Raw genomic sequence first — 23,298 nt, 5'->3', positions numbered from 1 at the left:
TTCGCGCCCGCCCAGCTGGGGAAATTCAGGGCGCGACGATCGGCTGGGCCTTCAGCACGGAATCACGCACCTCGGTGCCGGCAAAGGTGCTGCCCTCCTCGAACCAGGATTTCGGCGCCGGAGCCCCCCAGAGCGTCTGGCGCTGCGGATCCTTGAGATCCCATTTGATCGGCTCGAGATCCGGATCGACCGTCTGATAATCCGAGCAATAGATCTCGATACGATGGCCATCCGGATCGCGGATATAAAGGAAGAAGGCATTCGAAATACCGTGCCGGCCCGGTCCGCGCTCGATATTGGGCAGCCAACCGGTGGTCGCCATCAGATCGAGCAGATCGATGATATTGAGCGGCGTCGGAACCCAGAACGCGGTGTGATGCAAACGCGGACCGCGACCGTTGGTAAACGCGATGTCGTGGACGCCACCCTTGCGGTGCGTCCATGCCGCCCAGAGCTTCCCGGTTTCCTCGTCGGCGGTGTACTCCGTCACGCGGAAGCCGATCTCATTGTAGAAGGCGACACTTTCGTCGACATTCGGTGAGAAGCAGTTGAAGTGATCGATACGGAGCGGCTTCACGCCTCTGTAGAGGGCATATTTCTGGTGGATCGGCGGCAGGCGGTCCATCTTTGAATAGAATTCCAGCGGAATGCCGTGCGGATCGCGGGTGCGGAAGGTACGCGACTGGTAGGGCCGCTCGACCCATTCGACCGGCAGGCCCTTGCCCTTGAAGAAATGCTCGGCCTTGTCGAGGTCCTCGTCGGAAAACACCTTGAAGCCGAGATCGCGTGCTTCGGCGACGGCGTCTTTCTTCAGGACGATGCAGTGATGCCCTCGTTCTTCGAGCGCACGCAGATAGATCGTGTCTGGCGTCTCGTCGGTCACCTGCAAGCCGAGCGTATCGACGTAGAAGGCGCGCGATTTCGCAAGGTCGGTCACGGCAAGCTCGACATGGCTGAGGCGCACGATGTTGAAAGGCGGATAAAGATTGGGTGTGGGCAGGGGCATAGGGTTCTCCTCCAAATTCAATAGGGTGTCCGGTGCACTCAGCCGCCGAGTTTCTGGATCGCATGCGCCTTGGTGGCGAAAGCAACGTTTTTGGTCTCCATATAGAAATCGAAGGACCAATCGCCGCCGTCACGGCCGATCCCGGAGTTCTTGACGCCGCCGAAAGGTGTCGGCAGATGGCGGACGTTTTCCGAATTCACCCAGATCATCCCCGCTTCCAGAGCATCGGTGAAGCGGAACGCACGGGTGACGTCCGAGGTCCAGAGATAGCCCGTCAGGCCGTATTGCACGTCGTTGGCAAGGGCCAGCGCATCGGCCTCGTCTTTGAAGGGGATCGCGGTCAGAACGGGCCCGAAGATTTCTTCCTGCGCAATGCGCATTTGGTTGTTGGCGCCGGTGAAGAGAGTGGGGGATACGTAGCATCCGCCACCCGGCCCTTCGAATTTCGTGCCGCCGGCGGCAACCGTCGCGCCGCCGGCTTTGCCGATCTCGATATATTCCAGCACCTTCTTTTCGTGCACCGGGTGGATCAGCGGGCCGACCACAGTTTCTGGATCGAGGGGGTGGCCGACCTTGATGCGCTTGGCCTTCTCGGCGACCATCGCCGTGAAGCGGTCGTAGATGCTTTCCTCCACCAGCAGACGGGAGGAGGAGGTGCAGCGCTCGCCGTTCAGCGAATAGATCATGAAGACGGCAGCATCGGCGGCGCGCTCCAGATCGGCATCGGCAAAGACGATGACGGGGTTCTTGCCGCCAAGCTCGAAATGTACCCGCTTCAGCGTGTCGGCACCTTGTTTCATGATCATCGAGCCGGTCCGGCTCTCGCCGACGAAGCCGATCGCCTTGATATCAGGATGCTCGGTCAGCGCCTTGCCGGCGTCCTCGCCGAGGCCGTTGATCAGGTTCCAGACACCCTTCGGCAGACCAGCCTCTTCGGCGATTTCGACCAGCAGCCGCGCCGTCAGCGGCGAGAATTCCGCCGGCTTGTGTACGATCGTGCAGCCGCTGGCAAGCGCCGGCGCAATCTTCCACGTCGACAACATGAAGGGCGTATTCCATGGCGTAATGACGCCGACCGGGCCGATCGGTGCGCGAGTGGTGATATTGACTTGGCCGTTCGCACGCAGCGTTTTGCCGTCACGGGCTTCCACGGCGCGATCGGCGAAGAAGCGGAAGTTCTCGGCGCCGCGAAGGGCGGCCTTCGCCATGAATTTCAGCGATTGGCCGGTATCCATGCATTCGACGAACGCGATCTCTTCGGAACGCGCCACGATCGCGTCGGCAATCTTATGAAGAAGTTTCTTGCGCGCGTCGCCCGACATCCCGGCCCAGGCAGGAAAGGCGGCTTTTGCGGCTTGTGCCGCCCGGTCCACATCCGCCGCCTTGCCATGCGCCACCTTTGCCAGCACCTTCAGATCGACAGGAGAGATGATATCGAAGGTCGTGCCGTCGGCGGCCGGCACCGCTTCGCCATCGATATGGTTCAGCACGCCCCGCGCGCGGAAGCGGGCCAGATAGGCCTCCGCTTTTGCAATGTTGTTTTCAAATGTCGACATTTTTTCTCCAATATTGCTGGTCTTGCCGCGCCGGACTGCGAGGCAGTTGCCGCGCTTTTCCGTTTGCTGCGTCTGGATTCAGGCGAGCTGCTTAGCTGTTCGTTTTGCGAAGACGCGGATGAATGGCGTTTTTCTTCCAGCTGAGCGCCGGATCGATCTCACGGATTTCAAGCGTCAGTGCAAAATGCGGCGCCTGGAAAAGGGATTCCAGGTGCTGCGTCACCGCCTGGAAGATAGCTTCTCCGGTCCGGCGCTTGTCATCTTCGCTGCGTCCCTCGCCGATACGGAAAGACATGTCGATGAAGGCATTATCGGCAAGAAGATCCGCAATCGCATAGGCTTCGCACCGAATAGCGCGCACCCGCACCGCCCCGACCTCGAACAGGCCCGTTTTCAGGATTTCCATATGGACCACGCGACAAAGCGCGTCGAAGTCCACGGTTCGATCGAGATTGGCCGAATAATCCATCGTGAAATGCGGCATCGTTCCTCCCGCGCCACAGTGACTTATATATTTAACATGTTAACAATATTTACGGCCTTGTCAACGATGATGGGCACTCGGCTCGTTGCGTGTCGCAAAAATATGATCCATAGAACCCTTATGACGAGACAACCCCCTAAGACGAACGGCATAGTGCAGGACGCTCTTCTCCCGCGCGACACTCGCCGCTCGCTGCCGATTGCGCTGCTTCGGGCGCGTGAGGCGGTCATGGGGCATTTCCGTCCGATGTTGGCGCTGCATGACGTGACCGAACAGCAATGGCGGGTGATCCGCATTCTGGCCGAAGCCGGAACGTTGGATGCCTCGGAGATGTCGGAGCGGGCCTTCATCCTTGCCCCGAGCCTGACGCGGATCATCCGATCCCTGGAGGAACGCGGCTTCATCACCAAGACAAAGGATACTGAAGACGGTCGTCAGATCCTTCTTGAGATCACGGCCGCCGGGCTGAAAGTGATCAATGAAGTCAGCCCAGACAGCCGTATGATTTACACGGCGCTGGAGCAGCGGTTTGGTCGGGAACGGATCGATACGCTACTGGATATGCTCGACGAATTGGCGATGCTGCACAAATAGTTGGATGTCTCCCATGCCTTGATAAAGCAAGGCTGCAGACAGCCCGCTTGTTCAACCTCCGAAGCTGCCAATTTGCGTCGGGACATGAACGTAATTCCGGTCAAAATACAGTAACGCATTGCCATCGGGGCGGGATCGGATGCCGGCGATCCGCCCGATGAAAATGTGATGGCTGCCGACAAGTCTTGCCTCGGACAGCTCGCAATCAAATGAGACGATCGCATCCGCGAGAGCATCCGTACCTGAAGGCATTGCGACCCAATCCGCAGAGGCGTAACGCGCCTCCATATCGGCGGTTGCTCCGGCGAATTTCCCGGCTAGCTCTCTGTGGTCGTGACTTAATACGTTCACGCAGAACCGGTGGTTTTCCAGAAACAGTGCAGTTTGGGCGGATCGGCTATTCATGCAGACGAGCAGCGTCGGCGGCTCATCCGTGACGCTGCACATGGCCGTGGCGGTGAACCCGCCGCGACCGGCGGGACCATTGGTGGTGATGACGTTGACCGGCGCGCAAACGCGCGCCATGGCGTTGCGGAACTCGGTTTTGGAAAAGGCTTCCTCCATGGTCGCCTCCTATTCCGCGGCCGACTTGAACGGGTCTGCGGCACCGATCGGCGGCAGCCAGGTATCGCCGGTCCAGCCGTTTTCGTCGTAGTCGCTCATGCAGGTGTCAACCAGGGCCTCCATTTCGCGCAACCGTCCGCCACGCTCGGCCCCCTTCAGCACCTGAAGCCGGACTTCTTCCGGCGCTCCGGCATAGTTCAATTCGTAGAGCGCATGCCGTCCGCCGAACTCGGTTCCGGTTGCGTCCCACAACAGCTTCATGATCTTAATGCGTTCGATATGGCCCATGTCGTTGGAGCCGCGCACATACTGGCCGAGATAGCGGTCGATCTCCGGATTGCCGAAATCCTTGGCCGAGGACGGCAAATAGATCAATCCCGAGGCAACGACCTTGCGGACCGTCTCGATGACGCGGGGATAGGCTTCCGACATGAAGGTGCGGTAGGCAAGGGCCGCTTCCAGATTGGGCAGTACTGCGCCGTTCGCCCAGGGGATCGGATTGTAGGCCATGGCGTTGGAGAAGCTCCAGAACATGTGGCGCAACGCAATGACTTCACCGAGTGCGGCCTGATTGCCGCGGAAGGCATCACCGCCAGTTGCTCGCAAAGCCTTGGCGAGCAGGCCTGCCAGGAAATCAAGTTTGACGGCGAAACGCGTGCAGCCCTGGAAGCAGTAGCCGTGCATGAAGCCGGAAGCGGGATGAAAGGACAGGATCTTCGGCGCATCGCGCAGCACCAGCACGTCCTCCCAGGGGATGAAGACATTGTCCAGAACGAGGATGGCATCGTTCTCATCGAAGCGGGAAGAGAGCGGGTAGTCGAACGGCGTGCCGACACGGTTTGCGGTTTCCTCATAGGAAACGCGGCAGAACATCTTGATGCCGGGCGCATTCATCGGGACGATGAACATCACCGACAGAGACGGATCTTCCGTAACCGTCGCCGAGCTCTGTGCCAGGAAATTGTAGTGCGTCAAAGCAGAGGACGTCGCCACCACCTTCGCACCCGAGACGTAGATGCCGGCGTCGGTTTCCTTAGTGATATGAACGAATACGTCCTTTACGGCATCCGCCGGCTTGTGGCGGTCGATCGGTGGGTTGACGATCGCGTGGTTCATGAAGAGAGCAGCTTCCTGGGCGCGCTTGTGCCAGGCGAGTGCATTGTCTTTGAAGGGACCATACCAGTCGGCATTGGCGCCCAGCGTATTCATCAATGCTGCTTTGTAGTCGGCGGTGCGGCCCATCCATCCGTAGGACATGCGGGCCCAATCGGCGATCGCGCCCTGTTGAGCGACGAGATCGGCGGAGGACTTTGCGACACGGAAATATTTGTGGGTGTAGCCTCCAGAACCGGTGTCGGTGGGCGATGTCAGGCGATCCCTCGTCTTCTCAGCATGCAGTGCATCGTAGAGCCTTGCAAGCGATCGGACGGAATTGCGCATGGACGGATGCGCCGTCACGTCCTTGACGCGATCGCCATTAATATAGACCTCGCGGCCGTCGCGCAGGCTGGCGAGATATTCTTCGCCGGTGAAAGGCCGCTTTGTATCGGCCCGGAACTCTTCTGCTCTCATCGTCTCCTCCTATGATGTCAGTCAAAGCTAGTCCTTGCGTCCGACCTCCACCATGGACAGAATAGAGAAATCACTTGTACTTTTCTTGGTGGCCGGCATGAACGATATCGTCCCAAGTTTCTTTGTTTACGGCGAACCGGATCGTCCTTTGGAGATCGGTTTTCTTCATGTGGAAACAGTGATGGCCCGAGTAAATCTCCATTCCGGCCAAGTTCGAGCCCACAAACATGACCGGATGATGCAGGTCACTTTCTGGACCAGTGGTAGCGGGTCCTATTTCATAGAAGACCAACGTTTGGACTTTTTGGCGCCCGCCGTTAGTTTCGTGCCGAGCGGCGTGGTCCATGGTTTCAACGTCGATCCGCTCGTCTCCGACGCGATCGTCGTGTCGATCGCCGACAGTCTGCTGCCATCGATCGCGGGTCAGACGATCCTGCCGCTGGATCGTCCGGTGATGGTGACGGGGCGGGGCGCGGAGGCGCTCTGGGAGAGGCTGGGGTGCACCATGCGATTGATCCTGGAAGAATATGCCGAGGGGAGAGGGCAGGCCGACAACATTATCCCACCGCTGACCGCCGCCGTACTGACCCAGATCGGACGCTTGGCGTCAGACGCCCCGATGCTGGCGCAATCGCCACAACGCCTGCTTGCTGGCGAGCTTCGACGGCTGATCGACCGGCATTTTCGTGAGAACTGGCCAGTCGCGCGCTACGTTTCGACCCTCGGCACCACGCCGCATCTTCTTGCCAAGGCAGGGCACATGGCATTCGGCCAGGGCGTCAAGGACATGATCGCCGCGCGCCGCCTGCTCGAGGCCAAGCGGCTGTTGCTCTTCACCATCCGATCGCTCGAGAACATAGCCTACGAGGTGGGCTTGAAGGATGCCGCTTATTTTTCGCGCTTTTTCCGCGCGCGCACCGGTATGCCGCCCAGTGAATGGCGGCGGCAAAACATAGCTGGCGAGAAGAGTCGGGATGACGGATTCTAGTTAACATGTGAAATATATTGACAGGGCGATCGATCTTCGACACTCTTTCAGTTTACCGGTCTCAGGTGTTGCCGCCTTTTTGCGCTTGTGGGAGAGTCGCGCGAGACGGAAATGTCGTTGACTGACACTGTTGGGAGGCAGAGTTGGAGCTCTTGAACAATCAGGCCCTGATGCAACACGCATGGGCAACCGTTCCCTATGATCAATGGACCAGTGATCTCCAATCGATCTGCGGCAACTTCAATCCGAAAGCAATGGAGAGCGGCAAGCCCGTAACGGGGGCAGCGCGGCGTATCGATGTCTGCGGTATGGAGTTCGCCCATGTTTCCAATGATCTCGATCGCGTCCATCGAGATTGGGATGACATTCGCCGAGACGCCAACGAACACCTTTTTCTCATCATGCAGCTCGAAGGGTCCTGTGGTCTCGAGCACGTCGGCCTCCAGGCAGTCCTGGATGTCGGTGATTGCATTCTCGTCGACTCGACCCGGCCCACGACATTCCATTTCGGTGGACAGTTCAGCAATCATCTGTCGCTGCATTTGCCACGCCAGATCATGTATGCCGAAAGCCCGATCGATTTCGACATCGCCCGCAAACTCGAGGCCTTTGACCCGATGGCGATGATGCTGCGTGCGCTGGTGGCGAAGATCATGTCCAATTCGGCATCGGATGCCGCGTCTGCCAATCTGCGGCACCTGATGTTCAATGCGACGCGACAGGCCTTCGTCTCAAACGGCGACGCCATGTCCGCTCTCAACGACAGCGCTTCGCGGCGGCTGGAAATGGTCGACATACTGATCGACCGACACCTGACCGAGAGCGATCTCAGCGCCAAGTGGCTGGCGACACGGATCGGCGTATCCATCCGCACGCTGCAACAGGATTTTCAAGGTATCGGCATGACCTGCACCACGGTCATCCGTGACAAGCGGTTGCGCCTCGTGCGTGAAAAGATTGCGCAGATCAAAGATCAAAGAAGCCCAAGGACGATCGCGGAAGTCGCCTATTCGGCCGGCTTCAATGATATTTCCTATTTCAATCGCAGCTTCAAGGATCTGTTCGACTGCGCGCCGACCGATCTGCTCAGGCCGGTGACATCAACCGCACAATAGTGCGGTTTGAATACTTGATGAGCCGACGGCCTGTTGCGTTTGAAACCAAGTCGCGGCGCGCTCCTGCCCAAGACGGCTTTCTTCTGCCCCGTCATACTCCTTCCAAAGCTCAGGGAGGAGCCAATCGTGAAGCAGTACAGTCTGTTCATCGGCGGAGCACGCATCGAGACCGCAACCTATGCCGACATTCGCAACCCATCGACCGGCGAAATCGTCGGTCAGATGCCGCTGGCGACGGCGGCGGATCTCGACCTTGCCGTTGCCGCCGCCTCAGCCGCCTTTCGCACTTGGAGCCAGGCGCCGGAAGAAGAGCGCCAGGCCGCCTGCCGCGCCATTGCCGAAAAGATCGCAGCCAATGGCGAGGAGCTCGCGCGGCTTTTGACGCTGGAGCAGGGCAAGCCTCTCAATGGTCTCGGTTCCCGGTTCGAAATCGGTGGCGCGCTTGCCTGGACACGCCACACCGCCGAACTGAATCTGCCGGTTGAGATCCTGCAGGACGACAATGAGGGCCGCGTCGAATTGCATCGTAAACCCATTGGCGTCGTCGGTTCGATCACACCCTGGAACTGGCCGGTGATGATCGCTTGCTGGCATATCGTGCCAGCGGTGCGAGCCGGCAATACGGTCATCATCAAGCCCTCGCCGCTGACACCACTTTCGACGATCCGTCTTGTCGAGATCATGAACGAAGTGCTGCCGCCCGGCGTCGTCAATGTCATCACCGGCGAAAACAGCATTGGTGCAGCACTTTCCGCCCATGACGGCATCGCCAAGATGACCTTCACAGGCTCGACCGAGACCGGCAAGAAGGTCATGGCTTCGGCTGTCGCGACGTTGAAACGCCTGACGCTCGAGCTTGGCGGCAATGATGCCGGTATAGTTCTTCCCGATGCCGACCCCGCGCAGATCGCCGAGGGCCTGTTCTGGGGAGCCTTCATCAACAACGGCCAGACCTGCGCAGCGCTGAAGCGCCTTTATGTGCACGACAGCATTTATGAAGACGTCTGCGCACGGCTTGCCGACTATGCCGGCAGGATCGTGATCGGCGACGGCCTTGACGAAACCAGCATTCTTGGCCCGGTCCAGAACGAAATGCAGTTCAACAAAGTTCGCGAACTTGTCGATGATGCGCGCGCCAATGGCGGCCGAATTCTCGCCGGCGGCACGCCGATCGACCGGCCGGGCTATTTCTATCCGATCACGCTTGTTGCCGACGTCGACCATGGTGTGCGTCTCGTCGACGAAGAGCAGTTCGGGCCGGCACTGCCGATCATTCGTTACTCCGATATCGATGAGGTCATCGCTCGCGCCAACACCAATCCCGCCGGGCTTGGCGGCTCGGTCTGGTCGGCAGACGCCGAAAAAGCCAAGCGCTACGCAATGCAGCTCGAATGCGGCTCGGTATGGATCAACAAGCACGGCACGATCCAGCCGAACGCGCCCTTTGGCGGCGTCAAGCAATCGGGCATGGGTGTCGAGTTCGGCGCCGAAGGGCTGAAGGAATTTACCACCATCCAGACGGTTTTGAGCTGAGCCATGACCAACTTCGACTACATTATCGTCGGCGGCGGATCGTCGGGCTGCGTGCTGGCAAACAGGCTCTCCGAGAACCCGGCGAACAAGGTTCTGCTGATCAGATCCGGCCGGCGTGACGCCGACCCCTGGATCCATATTCCAGCCACCTTCTTCAAGGTTCTCGGCAAAGGGGTCGACATTCACCCCTATGCATCCGAGCCGGAGAAAGGTCTCAATGGCCGCCCTTGCATTACCCCGCAAGGAAACGTGCTTGGCGGCGGCAGTTCCGTCAATGCGATGATCTACATCCGTGGCCACAGGAACGACTACGATACCTGGTCGCAGATGGGGTGTCACGGCTGGTCCTACGAAGATGTGCTGCCGGCTTTCCGATCGCTCGAGAACAATGAAAGCCTCAATGGCGAATTTCATGGCCGCAACGGTGGCCTGCACGTCTCGAACCCCCGTCACCGCCATCCACTAAGCGAAGCCTTCATTCAGGCAGCCACGCAAGTCGGCATTCCGTATAATCCGGACTTCAACGGCGCAGCCCAGGAAGGCGTCGGGTTCTATCAGAGTACGACTTACCGGGGGCGTCGTTGGAGTTCCGCGCAGGCGTTCCTGCGTGACGCGGAGATCAGGCCGAACGTCACGATCCTGACCGAACGCAAGGTCGCCCGCATTCTGTTCGAGGGTCGGCGCGCGACGGGTGTGGCGCTGCAGGACGGCACCATATTCACCGCTTCCAAGGAAATCGCGCTGACGGCGGGTGCGATCGCGACACCCAAGATCCTGCAGCTTTCGGGCATCGGCGAGGCCGAGCATCTCCGCTCTCACGGCATCAATGTGGTGGCTGATCTGCCGGGCGTCGGCGCAAACTATCAGGATCATCTCGAAGCGCCGGTTCAAGGCGAGACCCACGAGCCGATCTCCATCCTTGGGCATGACAGCGGGATTCGCGCCGCCGGACACATGGCGCGCTACCTGCTGTCGCATCGTGGCCTGCTTTCGTCGAACGTGGTCGAATGCGGTGGTTTCGTGGATACGGCCGGCATCGGCCAGCCGGATGTTCAGTTCCATGTCCTGCCGGTTCTTGTGGGTTTCGTCGACCGCGATCCCGAACCCGGTCATGGTCTCAGCATCGGCCCCTGCTACCTCAGGCCGCGCTCGCGCGGCACCATTCGCCTCAGAAGCGCCGACCCGAATGACAAGGCGGAGTTCAACGCCAATCTCCTCTCGGACCCGGCCGACCTCGATACGCTGGTGCGCGGTGTCGAGACAGCGATCCGCATTCTGGATGCACCAGCGCTTGCGAAACTTATCAAGCGACGCGTCCTGCCGAAACCGGGGGTCGAAAATGATCCGGCGGCATTGCGCGACTACATCCGGCAGACCGCCAAGACCGTTTTCCATCCGGCGGGCACGGCGCGCATGGGGCGGCCAGACGATCCGATGGCGGTCGTCGGGGCCGATCTGAAGGTGCGCGGCGTCGAGGGTCTGAGGGTATGCGACGCATCGGTGATGCCGACGCTGGTATCGGGGAACACCAACGCTCCGGTGATGATGATTGCAGCCCGCGCCGCCGCGTTCATGACAGGCAAGGCGATCGCCGGCTGAGGCAGAGATTCCACGATTGAAGACGTTCGCGGGGAGTGCGGACAATAACGGAAACTGGAGGAGGAAACGATGAGAATAAATATGAGGGGGCTGGTGGTCGGCCTCGGCCTGATGCTGCTTTCGGCATTCAGTGCTCATGCGGCTGCGTCCTGCGGCGACAATACCGGCAAAGCCGCGACCGGTGATCCGATTGTCATCGGTGCGATCACCGGCAAAACCGGTCCGGACGATTTTTCGAACTCGACAAGGGCCGCCAAGGCCTATTTCGACTGCTTGAACGCCAATGGCGGCATTAAAGGGCGGCCGGTCAAATATCTGGTCGAAGACGATCAGTGGAATCCTGAGACGGCCGCTCAGCTGGCCGCCAAGCTCGTCAACGACGAGAAGGCGGTGCTGATGGTCGGCAATTCGAGCTTTGTCGAATGTGGCGCAAACGCGGATTTCTACAAGAAATCCGGCATTGTCGTCGTCGCTGGCGTCGGCGTTCCTCGCGAGTGCTTCTTTGCCGAGAACTACGCCGCGACGAATGCCGGGCCGCGCGTCTCCACGCTGGGCGCCATGGGCTACGCATTGGATCAGCTCAAGGCAAAGTCGGTGGTTTGCATCGGTCCGAACATCCCGAACGTCGGGACATGGTCCTGCGACGGCATTAAGTCTCTGGCCAAGGAAAAAGGCTTTATGGCGGAAACGATCCTGATGGATCCCGGTACGGCCGATTCGACCTCGATCATCCTGCAGGCGGCGGCTTCCAAGCCTGATGTCATTATCCTCGCCCTTCCCAAGGGCGTCACAATCCCGCTTCTGACTGCGGCCGAAGAACAGGGGCTCAACCAGACCATCAAGTTCCTGAGTGCCGCATCGGCTTATGACCTTTCGGTGCCCGGGACCATTGGCGCAGGCTGGGATGGAAACTTCTATGTCAACATGGAGTTCAACGATCTCGAGGCCGTGACGCCCGACAATCAGAACTGGCTTGCCGTCATGGACAAATATGGCCAGCCTTCCGATCCGCGCGACACGTTCGCCCAGGCCGGATATCTTGCCGCCCGGATTGCCGAGAAGGCACTGATGTCACTTGATCCCAAGGACATCACGCGCGAAAGCACCAGTTCCGCCATCCGGCAGGTCAAGGGCTTTGCCAGCGATATTTTCTGCGCGCCTTGGTATTTCGGCGATGGTCAGCCGCGCCACAATGCAAATTCGACGACGCGCATGGCAGTCAGCAAGGGTGGCAAGTGGAAGGTGATCTCCGATTGCGCGCCATCGCCCGATCCGGAGTTGGCCGACATCCGCGCCTTTGAAAAGAGCGCCGGAATAGCTCCGTAAATTGAGGCATCACGCATCGTCCCGTGGTCCGAGCCACGGGATACGCTGCCCGCCGTCTCTTCGGCCGCACATCGGAATCCGCTCATGACCTTTTTACCATTTCTGATATCGGGTCTCGGAATTGGGGCCGTCTACGCCCTGTCAGGCGTCGGCCTTGTCATCCTCTTTCGGGCAACCGGGGTCCTTAACTTCGCCTTCGGCGCGTTTGGTGCTATCGGCGCGCACTGCGCCTGGCAGCTTCTCGAATGGAAAATACCGCTTTCCGTTGCCATCCTGGCGGCCGTCGTCGTGTCCACGGCCATCAGCTTTCTTTACGGGCGGCTCTTTGCACCTATGCTATCGCATCGCGATACGGTCGTGCGTGCCGTCGGGACCTTGGCGCCGGCCCTGGTGCTGATCGCACTGATGGGAATCATCTGGGGTGAACTGCCGCGTCGCCTGCAGTTTCCGACCGATCAGATGTTCGTTTCTCTCTTCGGCGTTCGCCTCACGTACACGCGCATCATCGCTATCCTGCTTGCCGTCGTCATGGTCGGCGCGATCACGCTGCTGCTCAATCGGACGCGCCTTGGGCTCGACATGCGAGCCCTGGCCAACGACCGCGACCTGAGCGCAATCCTCGGTGTTCGCATTCTCTACACAGAGACGGCGGCATGGGTCATTACCGGGATTTTTTCCGGTTTCGCCGGCCTGCTGCTTGCCGACCTCGTCCGCCTCCAGGGCACGTTCCTGACTTTGCTGGTGATCCCAGCAATCGCGGCGGCAATTCTCGGCCAGTTGCGCTCACTTTGGCAAACGGCCGTCGCCGGGCTTCTGATCGGCATTGCCGAAGCTGCGCTCACCCCGGTCGCCTGGATATCACCCTATCGCGCGGCCGCACCTTTCATTATCGCGCTCGTCGCGGTCACGATCTTGGGGAGTACGGCCAAGGCCGTATTGAAGGACCGATGATGACTTCGCAGCAGACCATACAGGCATTGCCCGAGCGCGTTCCGGTGGCCCGGTTTCCCAAACAGCTTCTCCAGGTTCCCGCGACGATGGCTCTGTTTGCCGCCGTGGTCATGTGTTTTGCCAATTCCTACTGGCTGTCGGCCGCAACGTCGGCGGTAGCGCTGTCGCTCTCGGTGGCGGGGCTGGCAATCCTTTATGGGCAGCTCGGCCTCGTCTCGCTTTGCCAATTTGCGCTCGTCGGGGTTGGCGGCTGGGTAACGCTTCGTGTCGGCCACGCCTTTCACCCGCCGTTCGAAGTCAGCCTTCTGGCGGGAGGTATCATCGCTTCCTTGGTCGGCCTTGCCTTCGGCTTGCCGGCGTTGCGCCTGAGAGGGCTTTATCTTGCCCTTGTCACGCTGATGCTTGCGGGCGCGTTTCAGATCATCATCAGCGCCTGGGGCTTTCCCGACGGTGGCGATGGTTTTCTCGGCCGCGCCGACGGTTCGGGCCGCGCCATGCTTCCCCGGCCCGGAATTGCCGAGGGAGCGGTCGCCTATTTTCTCTATGTTTGCCTCGCCGCGACGATCGCTCTGCTGATCGCGCAATGGCACAAGCTGGGGCGACCAGGCCGCGCCTGGGCTCTGATCCGCAAAGGCGAGACGGTCGCCATTGCCAGCGGTGTCAATGTGCTGACCTATAAGGCATGGGCATTTGCGCTCAGCGGCTTCCTCGCTGGTGTCGCCGGTGCACTGCTGGCCGGAAACGTCGGCCAGCTCGACGGTCGCGCCTTTGGCGCCTTCGAGAGCTTGAACCTCTTCGCGCTGGCAATCGTCGGCGGAGTCTACAACTGGTACGGAGCGCTGATTGCCGGGCTGCTGTTGCGGGCGGTGCCGGCGCTGCTGACCGATCTCGGCATCGACGGATATGTGACCATCGGGATTTTCGGCGTTGCGCTGTTCCAGGCATTGGCGACGGCACCATCCGGCATTGCCGGGCAGATCGCCTCGCTGGTCACCCGGCTGCAATTCCGTTCGGCAAAGGAGAGGGCGCGATGATCGCCATCGACAATCTCGTCGTCCAGTTCGGCGGCGTCAGGCCGATCAATGAACTAACTGCGACACTCGCTGCGCCGATCGCCGGCCTGATTGGCCCGAACGGTGCGGGGAAGACAACCCTGCTGAATGTTCTCTCCGGTTTTGTCAGGCCGGCTCAAGGCAGCATCGCACTGAATGGCGATCAACTGCTGGATCTTGCCCCGCTGCAGCGCGTCCGCGCCGGCCTCCGCCGGTCATTCCAGACCGAGCAGGTGGTCGAGGACCTGTCGGTGTCGGGCAATCTCACCGCAATCGCAGATCACGTGGTCGCACCACTTCACCGTGCGGCGGCCGTCGATGCCGCACTTGCTTTTGTCGGCCTTCGCACCGTGGCCGATAAGCTGGGCCAGTCGCTCAATCTGTTCCAGCGCCGTTTGGTCGAACTCGGCAAATGCGTGATCGGCAATCCCAAACTCATTCTGCTCGATGAGCCCGCAGCAGGCTTGACCGACGAGGAGGGAGGCATGTTTCGCGAACTCGTATTGCGCATCCCCACCGAAGTCGGGGCGCAAGTATTGGTGATCGATCATGACGTCGAGCTCATTCGCGCCATGTGCAGCGAAACGATGGTGCTTGACTATGGAAAGCTGCTGGCGCTGGGGCCGACGGAAGCGGTGCTTGCCGACCCGAACGTCCGCCGCGCCTATCTGGGGGAATTCTGAGATGGTGGCGATCTCATCCGTGGCCGTCCAAAACCTCGTCGTCGAGCGCGGTGGCAAACGGGTCATTCACGATGTCTCCTTTGCAATACGGAGTGGAGAAATCACGGCATTGCTGGGTGCCAACGGCGCAGGCAAATCCAGCACGGTCATGGCGCTTGCTGGCGTCCTGCCAGTCGCTGGCGGCGCGATACGGCTCGATGCGATGTCACTCAACGGGCTTTCGCCCGATCGCATCCGCCGGGCCGGCCTGGCGCTGGTGCCGGAGGGGCATCGGGTGCTCGGCCAGCTCTCGGTGGAAGACAACATCCTCGTTGCCGCCCTCGACGGGTCACCATCCGGTCGCCGCGAGGGGCTCGAAAGGGCCTATGAGATATTTCCGGAACTTGCCCAGCGCAAACGCCAGCTGGCTTCCGATCTCTCAGGGGGGCAGAAGCAGATGGTCGCGATGGCACAGGCATTCATCGCCAAACCAGGCTTCATGGTGGTCGACGAGCTTTCGCTTGGGCTGGCGCCGACTGTGGTGAAACGGCTGGCGGAAGCGCTGAAGATTGCGGCCCGAAACGGCATCGGTGTGCTCCTGATCGAACAGTTCGCCAATCTTGCTCTCGATCTTGCCGACCACGCGATGGTCATGGAGCGCGGCCGGCTGGTCTATGACGGTGCCTCCGAAACGTTGAAGGCCAATCCCAAAATCCTGCATGGCGCCTATCTCGCCAGCTGATCTCAAGGAGAGACGATGACCTTTGCCAACGATCTTTTTGCCGACCGCACGGTCGTCATTCCCGGCGGAACATCGGGCATCGGGGCTGCGACGGCTCATCGTTTTGCCGAGCTCGGCGCCCGGGTCGTCTGCTGCGGCCTTGGTGCCTCCAGCGGGCCGCGCAGCGAGCGGATCGAGAGCCGGGAAATCAACGTCCTTCAGCCCGACGCTCTTGCCGATTTCTTTGCGACCCTCGATCGGATCGATGTCCTTGTAAACTGCACCGGGATCAGCCGCGATCGTGACGAATGGAAGAAAGAGACATTCGATGAGGTCATCGCCATCAACCTGACATCCGTCATGGATTGTTGTCGCCTGGGCCGCAGCCGGATGAAATCCGGTTCGTCCATCATCAACATTGCGTCGATGTATTCGACGTTCGGCGCGGCCGATCGGCCAGGTTATTCGGCCAGCAAGGGAGCGATCGTACAACTGACAAAGTCGCTGGCGCAGGAATTTGCGGCGGAGAATATCCGCGTCAACGCCGTCGCGCCGGGCTGGATCGTAACGCCGCTGAGCCGGGCATTGTTTGCCGATGAAGTCGTTTCGGCGCCGATCAGAAACCGCATACCGGCGGGACGATGGGGCGAGGCGGCGGAAGTCGCCGACGCGATCGTCTTCCTGTCGTCTGCGGCCGCACGCTACATAACCGGCGTCTGCCTGCCGGTCGACGGCGGCTACCTGACCTCATGAGGAAGACAGCATGGAACCGGTTTTCTCATCCGTTAAAGTTGCAGGGGGAAGGGATTTTCCGAGCGTTGCCCGCAGCTTGTTCGGCAATGTGCGGCTCGATTTTCAATCGGGTGACGAAGATCAAAGCCAGCTGTTGTCGGCAATGCTCGGTGCCTGCCGCCTGACGCTGCTGGAAGCCGATCCGCACACGGTTTTTGGCGAGCGCGTGACCCTCGGCTCGGACTCTCCCGATGCCATCAAACTGGTCATCCAGACACATGGCTTTTCGTCCCTCAACCAAAATGGCCGTAGCGTTCCAGTCGGCGCCGGCGCGAGCATCATGTATGATCCAAGCCGTCCCTATGTGCTGACCAACAGAACGGCTGTCCGCCTGCTTCTCCTGCAATTGCCGCGTGGCGCGCTTCCAGTTCAAGCGGTCAACCGGCTGATGGAGCCATTTGTCGCCATGCCCGAACATGCGGGGATGCAGCGCATCCTGCTTTCGCTGATGGATTCGACAATCCGGGAGATCAGCGAGTTGGACGATACCGCACGCGCCAGTCTCGGCCAGACGATGATCGAACTGGTTCGCACCATGATCGGCGTCGATCCGCAACGGGAACGATCAAGCGCCCATTCCCTCGACCTGCTGCGAAGGCGTATGAAGGACTTCGTCTCGGACCACATTTCTCGGCCCGATCTCGACGTCGCCATGATCGCGCGCCGCATGGGTTGCTCCGTACGCTATGTCTATCGCGCGTTCGAAGTCGAGGGCACGACGCCGGCCGACTATATCTGGAGCCTGCGACTGGAAAGAGCCGCGTCCCGACTACGGGACGCTACATGCCGCCCGGGGGAAATATCGGAGATTGCCTTTGGGCTCGGGTTTTCTTCGAGCGCGCATTTCTCCCGGGCGTTTCGCGGCCGCTATGCGCTTTCGCCCTCCGATTGGCGAAAGGGCGGCCCGGCGTGAATTCGCCAGGCCGCCACGCGTTTATCGCATTGCGTCCGCCACACGCAGCGTGTCGGTGAATTGTTCGAAGCCCCGGATCTTGCCGCCTGCAACGCTCCAGACGTGAACGACACGCGCCTTGAAGGACTTGCCGGTCTGTCTGTAAGTCCCGGAATAATCACCGATTCCGATCACATCGCTGCCGGCATCCAGCAGCCGATCCAGGGCGAACGTGTAGCCGTCGAAGGCTTCTCCGAGTGCGAAGAAGACGTTTTTGAAAACCTCTTGCGGACCGACATAGGTGCCGGCACAGGGAAAGCCATCCATTTCGGTCCATCGGCAATCGGCGGCGATGTCGGCAAGCATGCCGTCCATATCCCGGCGCGCGTTGGCGTCGTAGTGTGCTTTCACAATCTCATAGGCTGTGCGCATCGTTCTGCCTTTCAGACGGGTTCCTGCCCGGGGAGATAGTAGGTCATCGACGCCTTGCGGATGAAGGCGCCAGCCGGGCTGTTCTGGATACGGCCATCGCCGGTGATGCCGAGGAACTTGCCGGTCGAACGCATATCCTTGAAATTGTAGAAGAATGTCGAGGCGACAGCGATCTTGAATTCCCGGAAGGTGAAGATGTACTGGTCCTCGTCGAACTTATAGGTGGTCGTCAGGTCGACGTCACCGTGCCCCCGTTGCACGCCGACTAGGCATTGCCACGCATAGCGTTGCGACGAGAGATAGGTATGTTCGTAGACGTGGTTCGGGCTATAGGTGAAATGCGCCCTCAGCCCGATCAGGTCGCGGCTTTCGGCCGGCACCGGTCCGCTGACTGCGCCGCCTTCGAGAATACCGGGTCGGAAAATCTGCGCCACCTGCGGCTCTCCGATGGATTGCTCCTTTTCGCGCACGATCGAGTAGATCGACAGAACGCGTCGGCTGGAAACGTTCAGGATCAAGGTCTCGGCTTCTTTGGGTCGACCCGCGAAAATGATTTCGACGAAGAAGGTGTCGGGCGCGACCTCGATGACTTCGACCTTGTCGGTTGCGCTGTCATCGCCGTCCGACCATTGCAAATTGTTATCGTGGAAGGTGAGTTGAAGCTTGCGAGCATCGTCAAAGACGATCGTGTGGGATGAGCCGGAAAGGGCATTCGTCGCCGGCAGACGGTTCGCGTCGATCCCATATGCGAACTGATCGTAGGTTTTCCAGTCTTTCGGATTCTGGTTCATTATTGTCTCCTCCTCAGGTGAATGCGAGTGTGGGCAGATCGACGGTCCCGGCTCCGCCGTCGACGGTCAGGATGGCGCCGTTGACCATCGTGGCTTCCGCCGAGGCCAAGAAGCAGACGGCATTGGCGACATCTTCAGGCCTTGCGGCACGGCCAAGCGGCACGTCCTTCGTCACCAGGGCATAAGCGTCCTCGATGCTCTTCAGCTTGAATTTTTCCATGATGAATTCCATCTGCTCGTCGGCCATCGCCGTCATCACCCAGCCGGGGCAAACGGTGTTGGTCCTCACGCCAAGACGGCCATAGTCCCGAGCCAGCGACTTTGCCAGGCCGATACAGCCGTGTTTCATGGTGACGTAGCCTGCGGCATCCGGACCGGCAAAAAGTCCCGCGATCGAGGCAAGCACGACGATATTGCCCTTGCTCTCGATCAGATGCGGCAACGTCTCGCGCGCGCTGACGAAGGCCGTGTTGAGATTGAGCCTGATGGCCAGATCCCAAGTCTCGTCCGACATGCTGACCGTTGGGCCGACACCGTGGCCCCCGGCATTGGCCACGAGAATATCCAGTCCGCCGAACTGCTCTGCGACGGTAAGGACGGCAGCCTTCATGCTGGTGCCGTCAGCTGCATCGGCGACAACGACCGCGGCTCCGATCTCTTCGGCAACGGCGTGAAGTGGGTCCGGACGCCGTCCCACAAGCGCAACGTTGCCACCCTCCAACCGAATCCGGCGCGCAACCGCCGCACCGATTCCCGTTCCCCCGCCCGTAATCAAGGCGGTCTTGTTCTTGAAGCGCATGATGTCTCCTCTCACCCTAGAGGAACATCATGGCCGAAAGCAGCGGAGCCGTCGTGTCTACGTCTGCAATTGGTTTTGACTGAGCGTGCACAGATGTTGATTTCGAGCCTAAGGCCTCGCGCCGCTGGCCGAGCAAGGGCTTAGACCGGCAGCGCAATAGTGGTTATCTGCAGGGCTTGTTGCGATGCTGAAAACGTCGCCGAAACATCACCGCGGACATCCAAGCTTCTCAAAGTGAGAAAAGTGCAGCGCAGCTTTGCCGTCGAGTACGGATCTGCGCGGCGAATAGTCAATTCCAATCCGAATTGGATCTGGGGAGACATGGATCTCAAGTTCGTAATAGCCCAAGACGAATCTTGTCAGCATGAGATTCATCGGTGATCGTCCCAAGGGCCACCATAGCACAGGATTTGCGGTTCAATTCCCATCAACAGCGGGATGACCATCATTCGATCGTGGTCAGAAGTGCGACGCGAGGTGCTCCTGGGAAGATCCTTGAGACACGTCATGCCGATGACCTCGGCACAAGCCGTCCCCGCATGACAACCATTTCGGCATCGCGCTTGCCCGTTATCATTGCGACCATGGCGTTGATCATCTCGTCGGTGGGCTGTTCGTAGCTGGTTAGTTCGTAGGCAGGAGCCCCGCCGAGTTCGATATTGTCGAAGCCGACGACTGCCAAGTCTTGCGGAACCCCAAGACCGAACTCTCTGCGGGCAACGTCCATCGCTCCCAGCGCCAAAATATCATTTTCACACATCAAAACATCGATGCGCGATGCGGGCGAAGTTGCGTTCAGATAAGTGCGTGCCGCTTCGGCGCCGGCCCGGGCGCTGTATCGTTCCGCGGCCAATTCTGCAACGCCTTCGACACCTTTTCGTCGCCAAAAATTTGCATAGTGATGACGCCTGCCGAGCGCCGTCGACAGGGTTCTCGCCCCGGTCATGAAGCCGGGACGGCGATAGCCCTTGTCGAACAGGTAATCGACGATCTCGCTGAGAGCGATTTCTGCATCGCAGGCAATCGCGGGAACGCCGGGGATTTGGCTGTCTCTCGCAAGAACGAACATCGGGGGGAAACCTCGGCCAAGCCGTCGATCACCCAGCGTTTCCTCGCGAAAGGCCGTACCGAACAGGATCACGGCATCGAATTGTCGTTGGTCAGCATTGATCAAGGCGTGAACGTGATCGAAATGGCGGTTGATGTTGATCAATACTGTCAGCAGACCCTCCGCCTGCAGGCGCTCGGTCAACGTCTCCAGAACCGGAAGCTTATGCGGATTGGCGAAGTCGTCGACGAAGACGGCCACCTGATGGGTGGTGTTCGTCGCGAGGCTTCGGGCAAGCAGGTTGGGCGAATAGTTCAGGGTCTCCGCCGCCCGAAGCACCTTTTGCCGGCTTGCGTCCGCAATGGACGCACCTGGCGTGAACGCACGGATGACGGTCCATTTCGACACGCCGGCGGCTTCCGCCACCTCTTTCGCCGTCGCCCGTTTGCGCATGACTGCCTCCTCTTGAATGGAATGAATATTCCACAAAAAAATAAAAATGGAATGGATGCTTGATTTTTGTCGACAATAAAGTAGTTTTGTCGAGCTTGCTACCGGGTGCAATAGGAGTTGCAACCGGTAGCATTCTCAAGTTCGCATGGAGCGGACTGTGTTTTGGGAGGGTCAAATGAAATTCGGTGTGAAATCGCTTCTCACGAGTGCGGCCGTTGCTGCTGTGCTCATGTGCTCTTCGGCAATCGCCAACGCGGCTGACATTCGCATCGTCGCCGTCACCCACGGCCAAGCCAATGATCCGTTCTGGTCGGTCGTCAAGAACGGCGTCAACGCAGCGGCGAAGGACATGGGTGTCAGCGTCGATTATCGCGCTCCGGAAACCTTCGACATGGTGTCTATGGGGCAGCTCATCGATGCTGCCGTCAATCAGAAGCCCGATGGGCTTATCGTCTCCATTCCAGACGCCTCGGCACTCGGTCCATCCATCAAGAAGGCTGTCGCCGCCGGTATCCCGGTTATCTCCATCAATTCCGGTTCTGACGTTTCAAAGGAGCTGGGAGCACTTCTCCATGTTGGCCAGGACGAATATACCGCCGGCAAGGCCGCCGGCGCGAAGCTGCATGAGTTGGGCGGCAAGGAAGGCCTGTGCGTGAACCAGGAGGTCGGCAATGTTTCGCTCGATCTGCGCTGCAAGGGCTTTGCCGACGGTTTCGGCGGCAAGGTCACGGTGCTGCCCGTCAGCAACGATCCGGCAGATGTCCGCGCGAAGGTCAAGGCGGCGCTGAGTTCCAATACTGCCGTCGACACTGTCATGGCGCTCGGTGCCGGCACGGCCGGCGAGCCGTCCCTGGCTGCCGTCGAGGATGTCGGAATGACCGGCAAGATCAAGGTGGCGACATTCGACCTTTCAGCTGATTTCCTGAAGGCCGTTGCCGATGGGAAGGCAGCTTTCGCGATCGATCAGCAGCAGTTCCTGCAGGGCTATCTGCCGGTCGTATTTTTGGCCAACTACGCCAAATACGGGCTTATCCCGGGAGGGAATGTTCCATCCGGCCCGAACCTTATCACCAAGGAAAAGGCTGCCCAAGTTGTGGATCTTTCCGCCAAGGGCATTCGCTAACCGCAATTGCCGTAAGGCATTCTCCCAGACTCTCCTCCTCCCAGTGGGGAGGGGGTTTGGCTGACCGATCGCGCTGCCGAACAGCGCCCCGCCACCCTAAATCACGATCCAGTCGGAGGAGTTATGGCTTCGCTTGAGCAGAGAACGGCAGCTACGCCGAAGACCGATGAGCGCGTCAAACAAGTGAGTTTTCTGACGCATATGATGCGGCGGCCAGAGCTTGGTGCTGTGGCAGGCCTTGTTCTCGTCATCGTCTTTTTCTTTCTCACCGCAGATTCGACGATGTTTTCGCTTTCCGGCCTGATGACCATCATGGCGCCGGCCTCGCAATTGGGAATCCTTGCCATTGCAGCAGCGCTTCTGATGATCGGAGGAGAGTTCGATCTCTCGATCGGCTCGATGGTGGCCTTTGCCGGACTGATCTTCGGCGTCATCCTCACGAATTTCGGCCAGCCGCTTTCGGTTGCCATCGTCATGACGATGCTCTTCGCCGCGTTCATGGGAGCGATCAATGGGCAGATCGTCATTCGCACGCGCCTTCCGTCCTTCATCGTGACCCTGGCATTCCTTTTCATTCTCCGTGGCCTGACGCTCGTCGGCCTGAAATGGGCGACGGGCGGTTCGACGCAGCTTCGCGGCATCAGCGATCGTGTCAAAGACAGTCCGCTGCTTGGCTTTTTTTCCGGCGATGCGCTGAAGGGCGCATTTGTCTGGCTCGCGGATCACGATCTGATCGACAAGTTCCCCAACGGCATGCCGAAGGTCACGGGCGTCCCGGTTTCCGTATTGTGGTTTGTCGCGCTTGCGCTGGCTGCGACCTGGGTCCTCCTGCGCACCCGCACGGGCAACTGGATCTTTGCCGCCGGTGGCGATCCCAATGCGGCTAGAAACTCCGGCGTGCCCGTTCACAGAGTTAAGACCGGCCTTTTTGCGCTGACAGCATGCGCGGCAGCTCTGGTTGCCATCATCACCGTGCTCGATGCTGGCTCGACTGACGCCAGACGCGGCTTTCAGAAAGAGTTCGAGGCGATCATTGCCGCCGTCATTGGTGGGTGCTTGCTGACCGGCGGCTATGGTTCGGCGATTGGCGCCTTCTTCGGCGCGATCATCTTCGGCTCGGTCTCGATCGGCCTGACCTACACCAAATTCGATTCCGACTGGTTTCAGGTCTTCCTGGGCTCGATGCTGCTGCTGGCCGTTCTCTTCAACAATTTCATCCGCCGCAAGGTTACCGGGGAGCGCTGA

At 59.9% G+C, this 23,298-nt stretch carries 23 protein-coding genes and 1 pseudogene; 15 read left to right on the top strand and 9 right to left on the bottom strand.

The genetic code is table 11. The features are described 5' to 3' along the window. Positions 1-25: 25 nt before the first annotated feature. From hpaD to ACS4RR_RS27650, 3 genes are all read right to left on the bottom strand, one after another. Positions 26-1,006: a 3,4-dihydroxyphenylacetate 2,3-dioxygenase gene (gene hpaD / locus ACS4RR_RS27660; RefSeq protein WP_456190406.1), complete on the bottom strand. Its 981-nt coding sequence runs from the start codon at positions 1,004-1,006 to the stop codon at positions 26-28. A 38-nt stretch (positions 1,007-1,044) separates the two neighbouring features. Continuing rightward, positions 1,045-2,562: a 5-carboxymethyl-2-hydroxymuconate semialdehyde dehydrogenase gene (gene hpaE / locus ACS4RR_RS27655; RefSeq protein ID WP_456190405.1), complete on the bottom strand. Its 1,518-nt coding sequence runs from the start codon at positions 2,560-2,562 to the stop codon at positions 1,045-1,047. A gap of 91 nt (positions 2,563-2,653) precedes the next feature. After that, positions 2,654-3,046, bottom strand: coding sequence for a 5-carboxymethyl-2-hydroxymuconate Delta-isomerase (locus ACS4RR_RS27650; protein WP_222384908.1), 393 nt, complete (start codon positions 3,044-3,046; stop codon positions 2,654-2,656). Positions 3,047-3,166: 120 nt separating this feature from the next. Here ACS4RR_RS27650 and hpaR point away from each other — a divergent pair, with 120 nt between their 5' ends. Beyond that, positions 3,167-3,640, top strand: coding sequence for a homoprotocatechuate degradation operon regulator HpaR (hpaR, locus tag ACS4RR_RS27645; protein WP_456190404.1), 474 nt, complete (start codon positions 3,167-3,169; stop codon positions 3,638-3,640). A 51-nt stretch (positions 3,641-3,691) separates the two neighbouring features. Here the strand turns inward: hpaR and ACS4RR_RS27640 are convergent, their stop codons facing one another. Beyond that, positions 3,692-4,204 (bottom strand): flavin reductase, encoded by a 513-nt coding sequence (locus ACS4RR_RS27640; RefSeq protein WP_003550320.1) that lies wholly within the window; start codon positions 4,202-4,204, stop codon positions 3,692-3,694. A 9-nt stretch (positions 4,205-4,213) separates the two neighbouring features. Next, positions 4,214-5,776 (bottom strand): 4-hydroxyphenylacetate 3-hydroxylase N-terminal domain-containing protein, encoded by a 1,563-nt coding sequence (locus tag ACS4RR_RS27635; protein ID WP_222384907.1) that lies wholly within the window; start codon positions 5,774-5,776, stop codon positions 4,214-4,216. Positions 5,777-5,828: 52 nt separating this feature from the next. Between ACS4RR_RS27635 and ACS4RR_RS27630 the strand changes: the two genes are divergently transcribed. The 11 genes from ACS4RR_RS27630 to ACS4RR_RS27580 all read left to right on the top strand — a co-directional run bounded on the left by ACS4RR_RS27630 (position 5,829) and on the right by ACS4RR_RS27580 (position 17,428). Beyond that, positions 5,829-6,764, top strand: a complete 936-nt coding sequence (locus ACS4RR_RS27630) for a helix-turn-helix domain-containing protein (RefSeq protein WP_456190403.1) — start codon at positions 5,829-5,831, stop codon at positions 6,762-6,764. A 170-nt stretch (positions 6,765-6,934) separates the two neighbouring features. Beyond that, positions 6,935-7,879: a helix-turn-helix domain-containing protein gene (locus ACS4RR_RS27625; protein WP_407766912.1), complete on the top strand. Its 945-nt coding sequence runs from the start codon at positions 6,935-6,937 to the stop codon at positions 7,877-7,879. A 126-nt stretch (positions 7,880-8,005) separates the two neighbouring features. Continuing rightward, complete coding sequence (locus ACS4RR_RS27620; protein WP_222384905.1) at positions 8,006-9,412, top strand: aldehyde dehydrogenase family protein; 1,407 nt, start codon at positions 8,006-8,008, stop codon at positions 9,410-9,412. Between the two features lie 3 nt (positions 9,413-9,415). Next, positions 9,416-11,011, top strand: a complete 1,596-nt coding sequence (locus ACS4RR_RS27615; RefSeq protein ID WP_456190402.1) for a GMC family oxidoreductase — start codon at positions 9,416-9,418, stop codon at positions 11,009-11,011. A gap of 69 nt (positions 11,012-11,080) precedes the next feature. Beyond that, a complete protein-coding gene (locus ACS4RR_RS27610; protein ID WP_456190401.1) occupies positions 11,081-12,337 on the top strand; it encodes an ABC transporter substrate-binding protein in 1,257 nt (418 codons plus the stop codon). Positions 12,338-12,421: 84 nt separating this feature from the next. Continuing rightward, on the top strand, positions 12,422-13,288 hold the full coding sequence (locus ACS4RR_RS27605) for a branched-chain amino acid ABC transporter permease (protein ID WP_170260119.1): 867 nt from the start codon (positions 12,422-12,424) through the stop codon (positions 13,286-13,288). Next, positions 13,285-14,322 carry a branched-chain amino acid ABC transporter permease gene (locus tag ACS4RR_RS27600; RefSeq protein WP_170260118.1) on the top strand — a complete coding sequence of 346 codons (1,038 nt, stop codon included), beginning with the start codon at positions 13,285-13,287 and terminating at the stop codon, positions 14,320-14,322. The genes ACS4RR_RS27605 and ACS4RR_RS27600 overlap by 4 nt, the downstream gene beginning before the upstream one ends. After that, positions 14,319-15,023, top strand: a complete 705-nt coding sequence (locus ACS4RR_RS27595; RefSeq protein ID WP_222293753.1) for an ABC transporter ATP-binding protein — start codon at positions 14,319-14,321, stop codon at positions 15,021-15,023. The genes ACS4RR_RS27600 and ACS4RR_RS27595 overlap by 4 nt, the downstream gene beginning before the upstream one ends. A gap of 1 nt (position 15,024) precedes the next feature. Beyond that, positions 15,025-15,744 carry an ABC transporter ATP-binding protein gene (locus ACS4RR_RS27590; RefSeq protein WP_170260116.1) on the top strand — a complete coding sequence of 240 codons (720 nt, stop codon included), beginning with the start codon at positions 15,025-15,027 and terminating at the stop codon, positions 15,742-15,744. A gap of 15 nt (positions 15,745-15,759) precedes the next feature. Next, a complete protein-coding gene (locus ACS4RR_RS27585) occupies positions 15,760-16,476 on the top strand; it encodes an SDR family NAD(P)-dependent oxidoreductase (RefSeq protein WP_170255330.1) in 717 nt (238 codons plus the stop codon). A gap of 10 nt (positions 16,477-16,486) precedes the next feature. Beyond that, on the top strand, positions 16,487-17,428 hold the full coding sequence (locus ACS4RR_RS27580) for a helix-turn-helix domain-containing protein (RefSeq protein ID WP_260112056.1): 942 nt from the start codon (positions 16,487-16,489) through the stop codon (positions 17,426-17,428). A 21-nt stretch (positions 17,429-17,449) separates the two neighbouring features. Here ACS4RR_RS27580 and ACS4RR_RS27575 read toward each other — a convergent pair whose 3' ends face one another. Genes ACS4RR_RS27575 through ACS4RR_RS27565 form a run of 3 tightly spaced genes read right to left on the bottom strand, consistent with a single transcriptional unit; the run spans position 17,450 to position 19,429 of the window. Next, complete coding sequence (locus ACS4RR_RS27575; protein ID WP_260112055.1) at positions 17,450-17,839, bottom strand: nuclear transport factor 2 family protein; 390 nt, start codon at positions 17,837-17,839, stop codon at positions 17,450-17,452. 11 nt (positions 17,840-17,850) lie between these two features. Further along, the gene (locus tag ACS4RR_RS27570; protein WP_456190400.1) at positions 17,851-18,630 is read right to left on the bottom strand and encodes a MoaF C-terminal domain-containing protein; all 780 of its coding nucleotides are present in this window, start codon (positions 18,628-18,630) and stop codon (positions 17,851-17,853) included. Between the two features lie 13 nt (positions 18,631-18,643). Next, entirely contained in the window at positions 18,644-19,429 is a 786-nt protein-coding gene (locus ACS4RR_RS27565; protein ID WP_260112053.1) for an SDR family NAD(P)-dependent oxidoreductase, read from the bottom strand. Positions 19,430-19,663: 234 nt separating this feature from the next. Here ACS4RR_RS27565 and ACS4RR_RS27560 point away from each other — a divergent pair. Continuing rightward, positions 19,664-19,780 (top strand): annotated as a pseudogene (locus tag ACS4RR_RS27560) (transcriptional regulator); the annotation flags it as partial. 154 nt (positions 19,781-19,934) lie between these two features. On the opposite strand, the gene ACS4RR_RS27555 reads toward ACS4RR_RS27560, so the two are convergent. Then, positions 19,935-20,930 carry a LacI family DNA-binding transcriptional regulator gene (locus tag ACS4RR_RS27555; RefSeq protein ID WP_170260151.1) on the bottom strand — a complete coding sequence of 332 codons (996 nt, stop codon included), beginning with the start codon at positions 20,928-20,930 and terminating at the stop codon, positions 19,935-19,937. A gap of 175 nt (positions 20,931-21,105) precedes the next feature. On the opposite strand from ACS4RR_RS27555, the gene ACS4RR_RS27550 reads away from it, so the two are divergent. Continuing rightward, a complete protein-coding gene (locus ACS4RR_RS27550; protein ID WP_222293770.1) occupies positions 21,106-22,053 on the top strand; it encodes a sugar ABC transporter substrate-binding protein in 948 nt (315 codons plus the stop codon). A gap of 123 nt (positions 22,054-22,176) precedes the next feature. Continuing rightward, positions 22,177-23,298: an ABC transporter permease gene (locus ACS4RR_RS27545; RefSeq protein ID WP_170255324.1), complete on the top strand. Its 1,122-nt coding sequence runs from the start codon at positions 22,177-22,179 to the stop codon at positions 23,296-23,298.

Origin of the sequence: Rhizobium zaerense, from assembly GCF_051810725.1 — a bacterium.
Taxonomy (GTDB): domain Bacteria; phylum Pseudomonadota; class Alphaproteobacteria; order Rhizobiales; family Rhizobiaceae; genus Rhizobium; species Rhizobium leguminosarum_I.
This window is presented reverse-complemented; position numbering and strand designations above follow the sequence as displayed.

Coding starts and splice junctions, on each gene's coding strand:
- ACS4RR_RS27650 (WP_222384908.1), bottom strand. CDS start 3,046: ATGCCGCATTTCACGATGGATTATTCGGCCAATCTCGATCGAACCGTG.
- hpaR (WP_456190404.1), top strand. CDS start 3,167: ATGACGAGACAACCCCCTAAGACGAACGGCATAGTGCAGGACGCTCTT.
- ACS4RR_RS27570 (WP_456190400.1), bottom strand. CDS start 18,630: ATGAACCAGAATCCGAAAGACTGGAAAACCTACGATCAGTTCGCATAT.
- ACS4RR_RS27635 (WP_222384907.1), bottom strand. CDS start 5,776: ATGAGAGCAGAAGAGTTCCGGGCCGATACAAAGCGGCCTTTCACCGGC.
- hpaD (WP_456190406.1), bottom strand. CDS start 1,006: ATGCCCCTGCCCACACCCAATCTTTATCCGCCTTTCAACATCGTGCGC.
- ACS4RR_RS27585 (WP_170255330.1), top strand. CDS start 15,760: ATGACCTTTGCCAACGATCTTTTTGCCGACCGCACGGTCGTCATTCCC.
- hpaE (WP_456190405.1), bottom strand. CDS start 2,562: ATGTCGACATTTGAAAACAACATTGCAAAAGCGGAGGCCTATCTGGCC.
- ACS4RR_RS27555 (WP_170260151.1), bottom strand. CDS start 20,930: ATGCGCAAACGGGCGACGGCGAAAGAGGTGGCGGAAGCCGCCGGCGTG.
- ACS4RR_RS27590 (WP_170260116.1), top strand. CDS start 15,025: ATGGTGGCGATCTCATCCGTGGCCGTCCAAAACCTCGTCGTCGAGCGC.
- ACS4RR_RS27610 (WP_456190401.1), top strand. CDS start 11,081: ATGAGAATAAATATGAGGGGGCTGGTGGTCGGCCTCGGCCTGATGCTG.
- ACS4RR_RS27625 (WP_407766912.1), top strand. CDS start 6,935: ATGCAACACGCATGGGCAACCGTTCCCTATGATCAATGGACCAGTGAT.
- ACS4RR_RS27640 (WP_003550320.1), bottom strand. CDS start 4,204: ATGGAGGAAGCCTTTTCCAAAACCGAGTTCCGCAACGCCATGGCGCGC.
- ACS4RR_RS27550 (WP_222293770.1), top strand. CDS start 21,106: ATGAAATTCGGTGTGAAATCGCTTCTCACGAGTGCGGCCGTTGCTGCT.
- ACS4RR_RS27615 (WP_456190402.1), top strand. CDS start 9,416: ATGACCAACTTCGACTACATTATCGTCGGCGGCGGATCGTCGGGCTGC.
- ACS4RR_RS27575 (WP_260112055.1), bottom strand. CDS start 17,839: ATGCGCACAGCCTATGAGATTGTGAAAGCACACTACGACGCCAACGCG.
- ACS4RR_RS27595 (WP_222293753.1), top strand. CDS start 14,319: ATGATCGCCATCGACAATCTCGTCGTCCAGTTCGGCGGCGTCAGGCCG.
- ACS4RR_RS27600 (WP_170260118.1), top strand. CDS start 13,285: ATGATGACTTCGCAGCAGACCATACAGGCATTGCCCGAGCGCGTTCCG.
- ACS4RR_RS27545 (WP_170255324.1), top strand. CDS start 22,177: ATGGCTTCGCTTGAGCAGAGAACGGCAGCTACGCCGAAGACCGATGAG.
- ACS4RR_RS27605 (WP_170260119.1), top strand. CDS start 12,422: ATGACCTTTTTACCATTTCTGATATCGGGTCTCGGAATTGGGGCCGTC.
- ACS4RR_RS27565 (WP_260112053.1), bottom strand. CDS start 19,429: ATGCGCTTCAAGAACAAGACCGCCTTGATTACGGGCGGGGGAACGGGA.
- ACS4RR_RS27580 (WP_260112056.1), top strand. CDS start 16,487: ATGGAACCGGTTTTCTCATCCGTTAAAGTTGCAGGGGGAAGGGATTTT.
- ACS4RR_RS27630 (WP_456190403.1), top strand. CDS start 5,829: ATGGACAGAATAGAGAAATCACTTGTACTTTTCTTGGTGGCCGGCATG.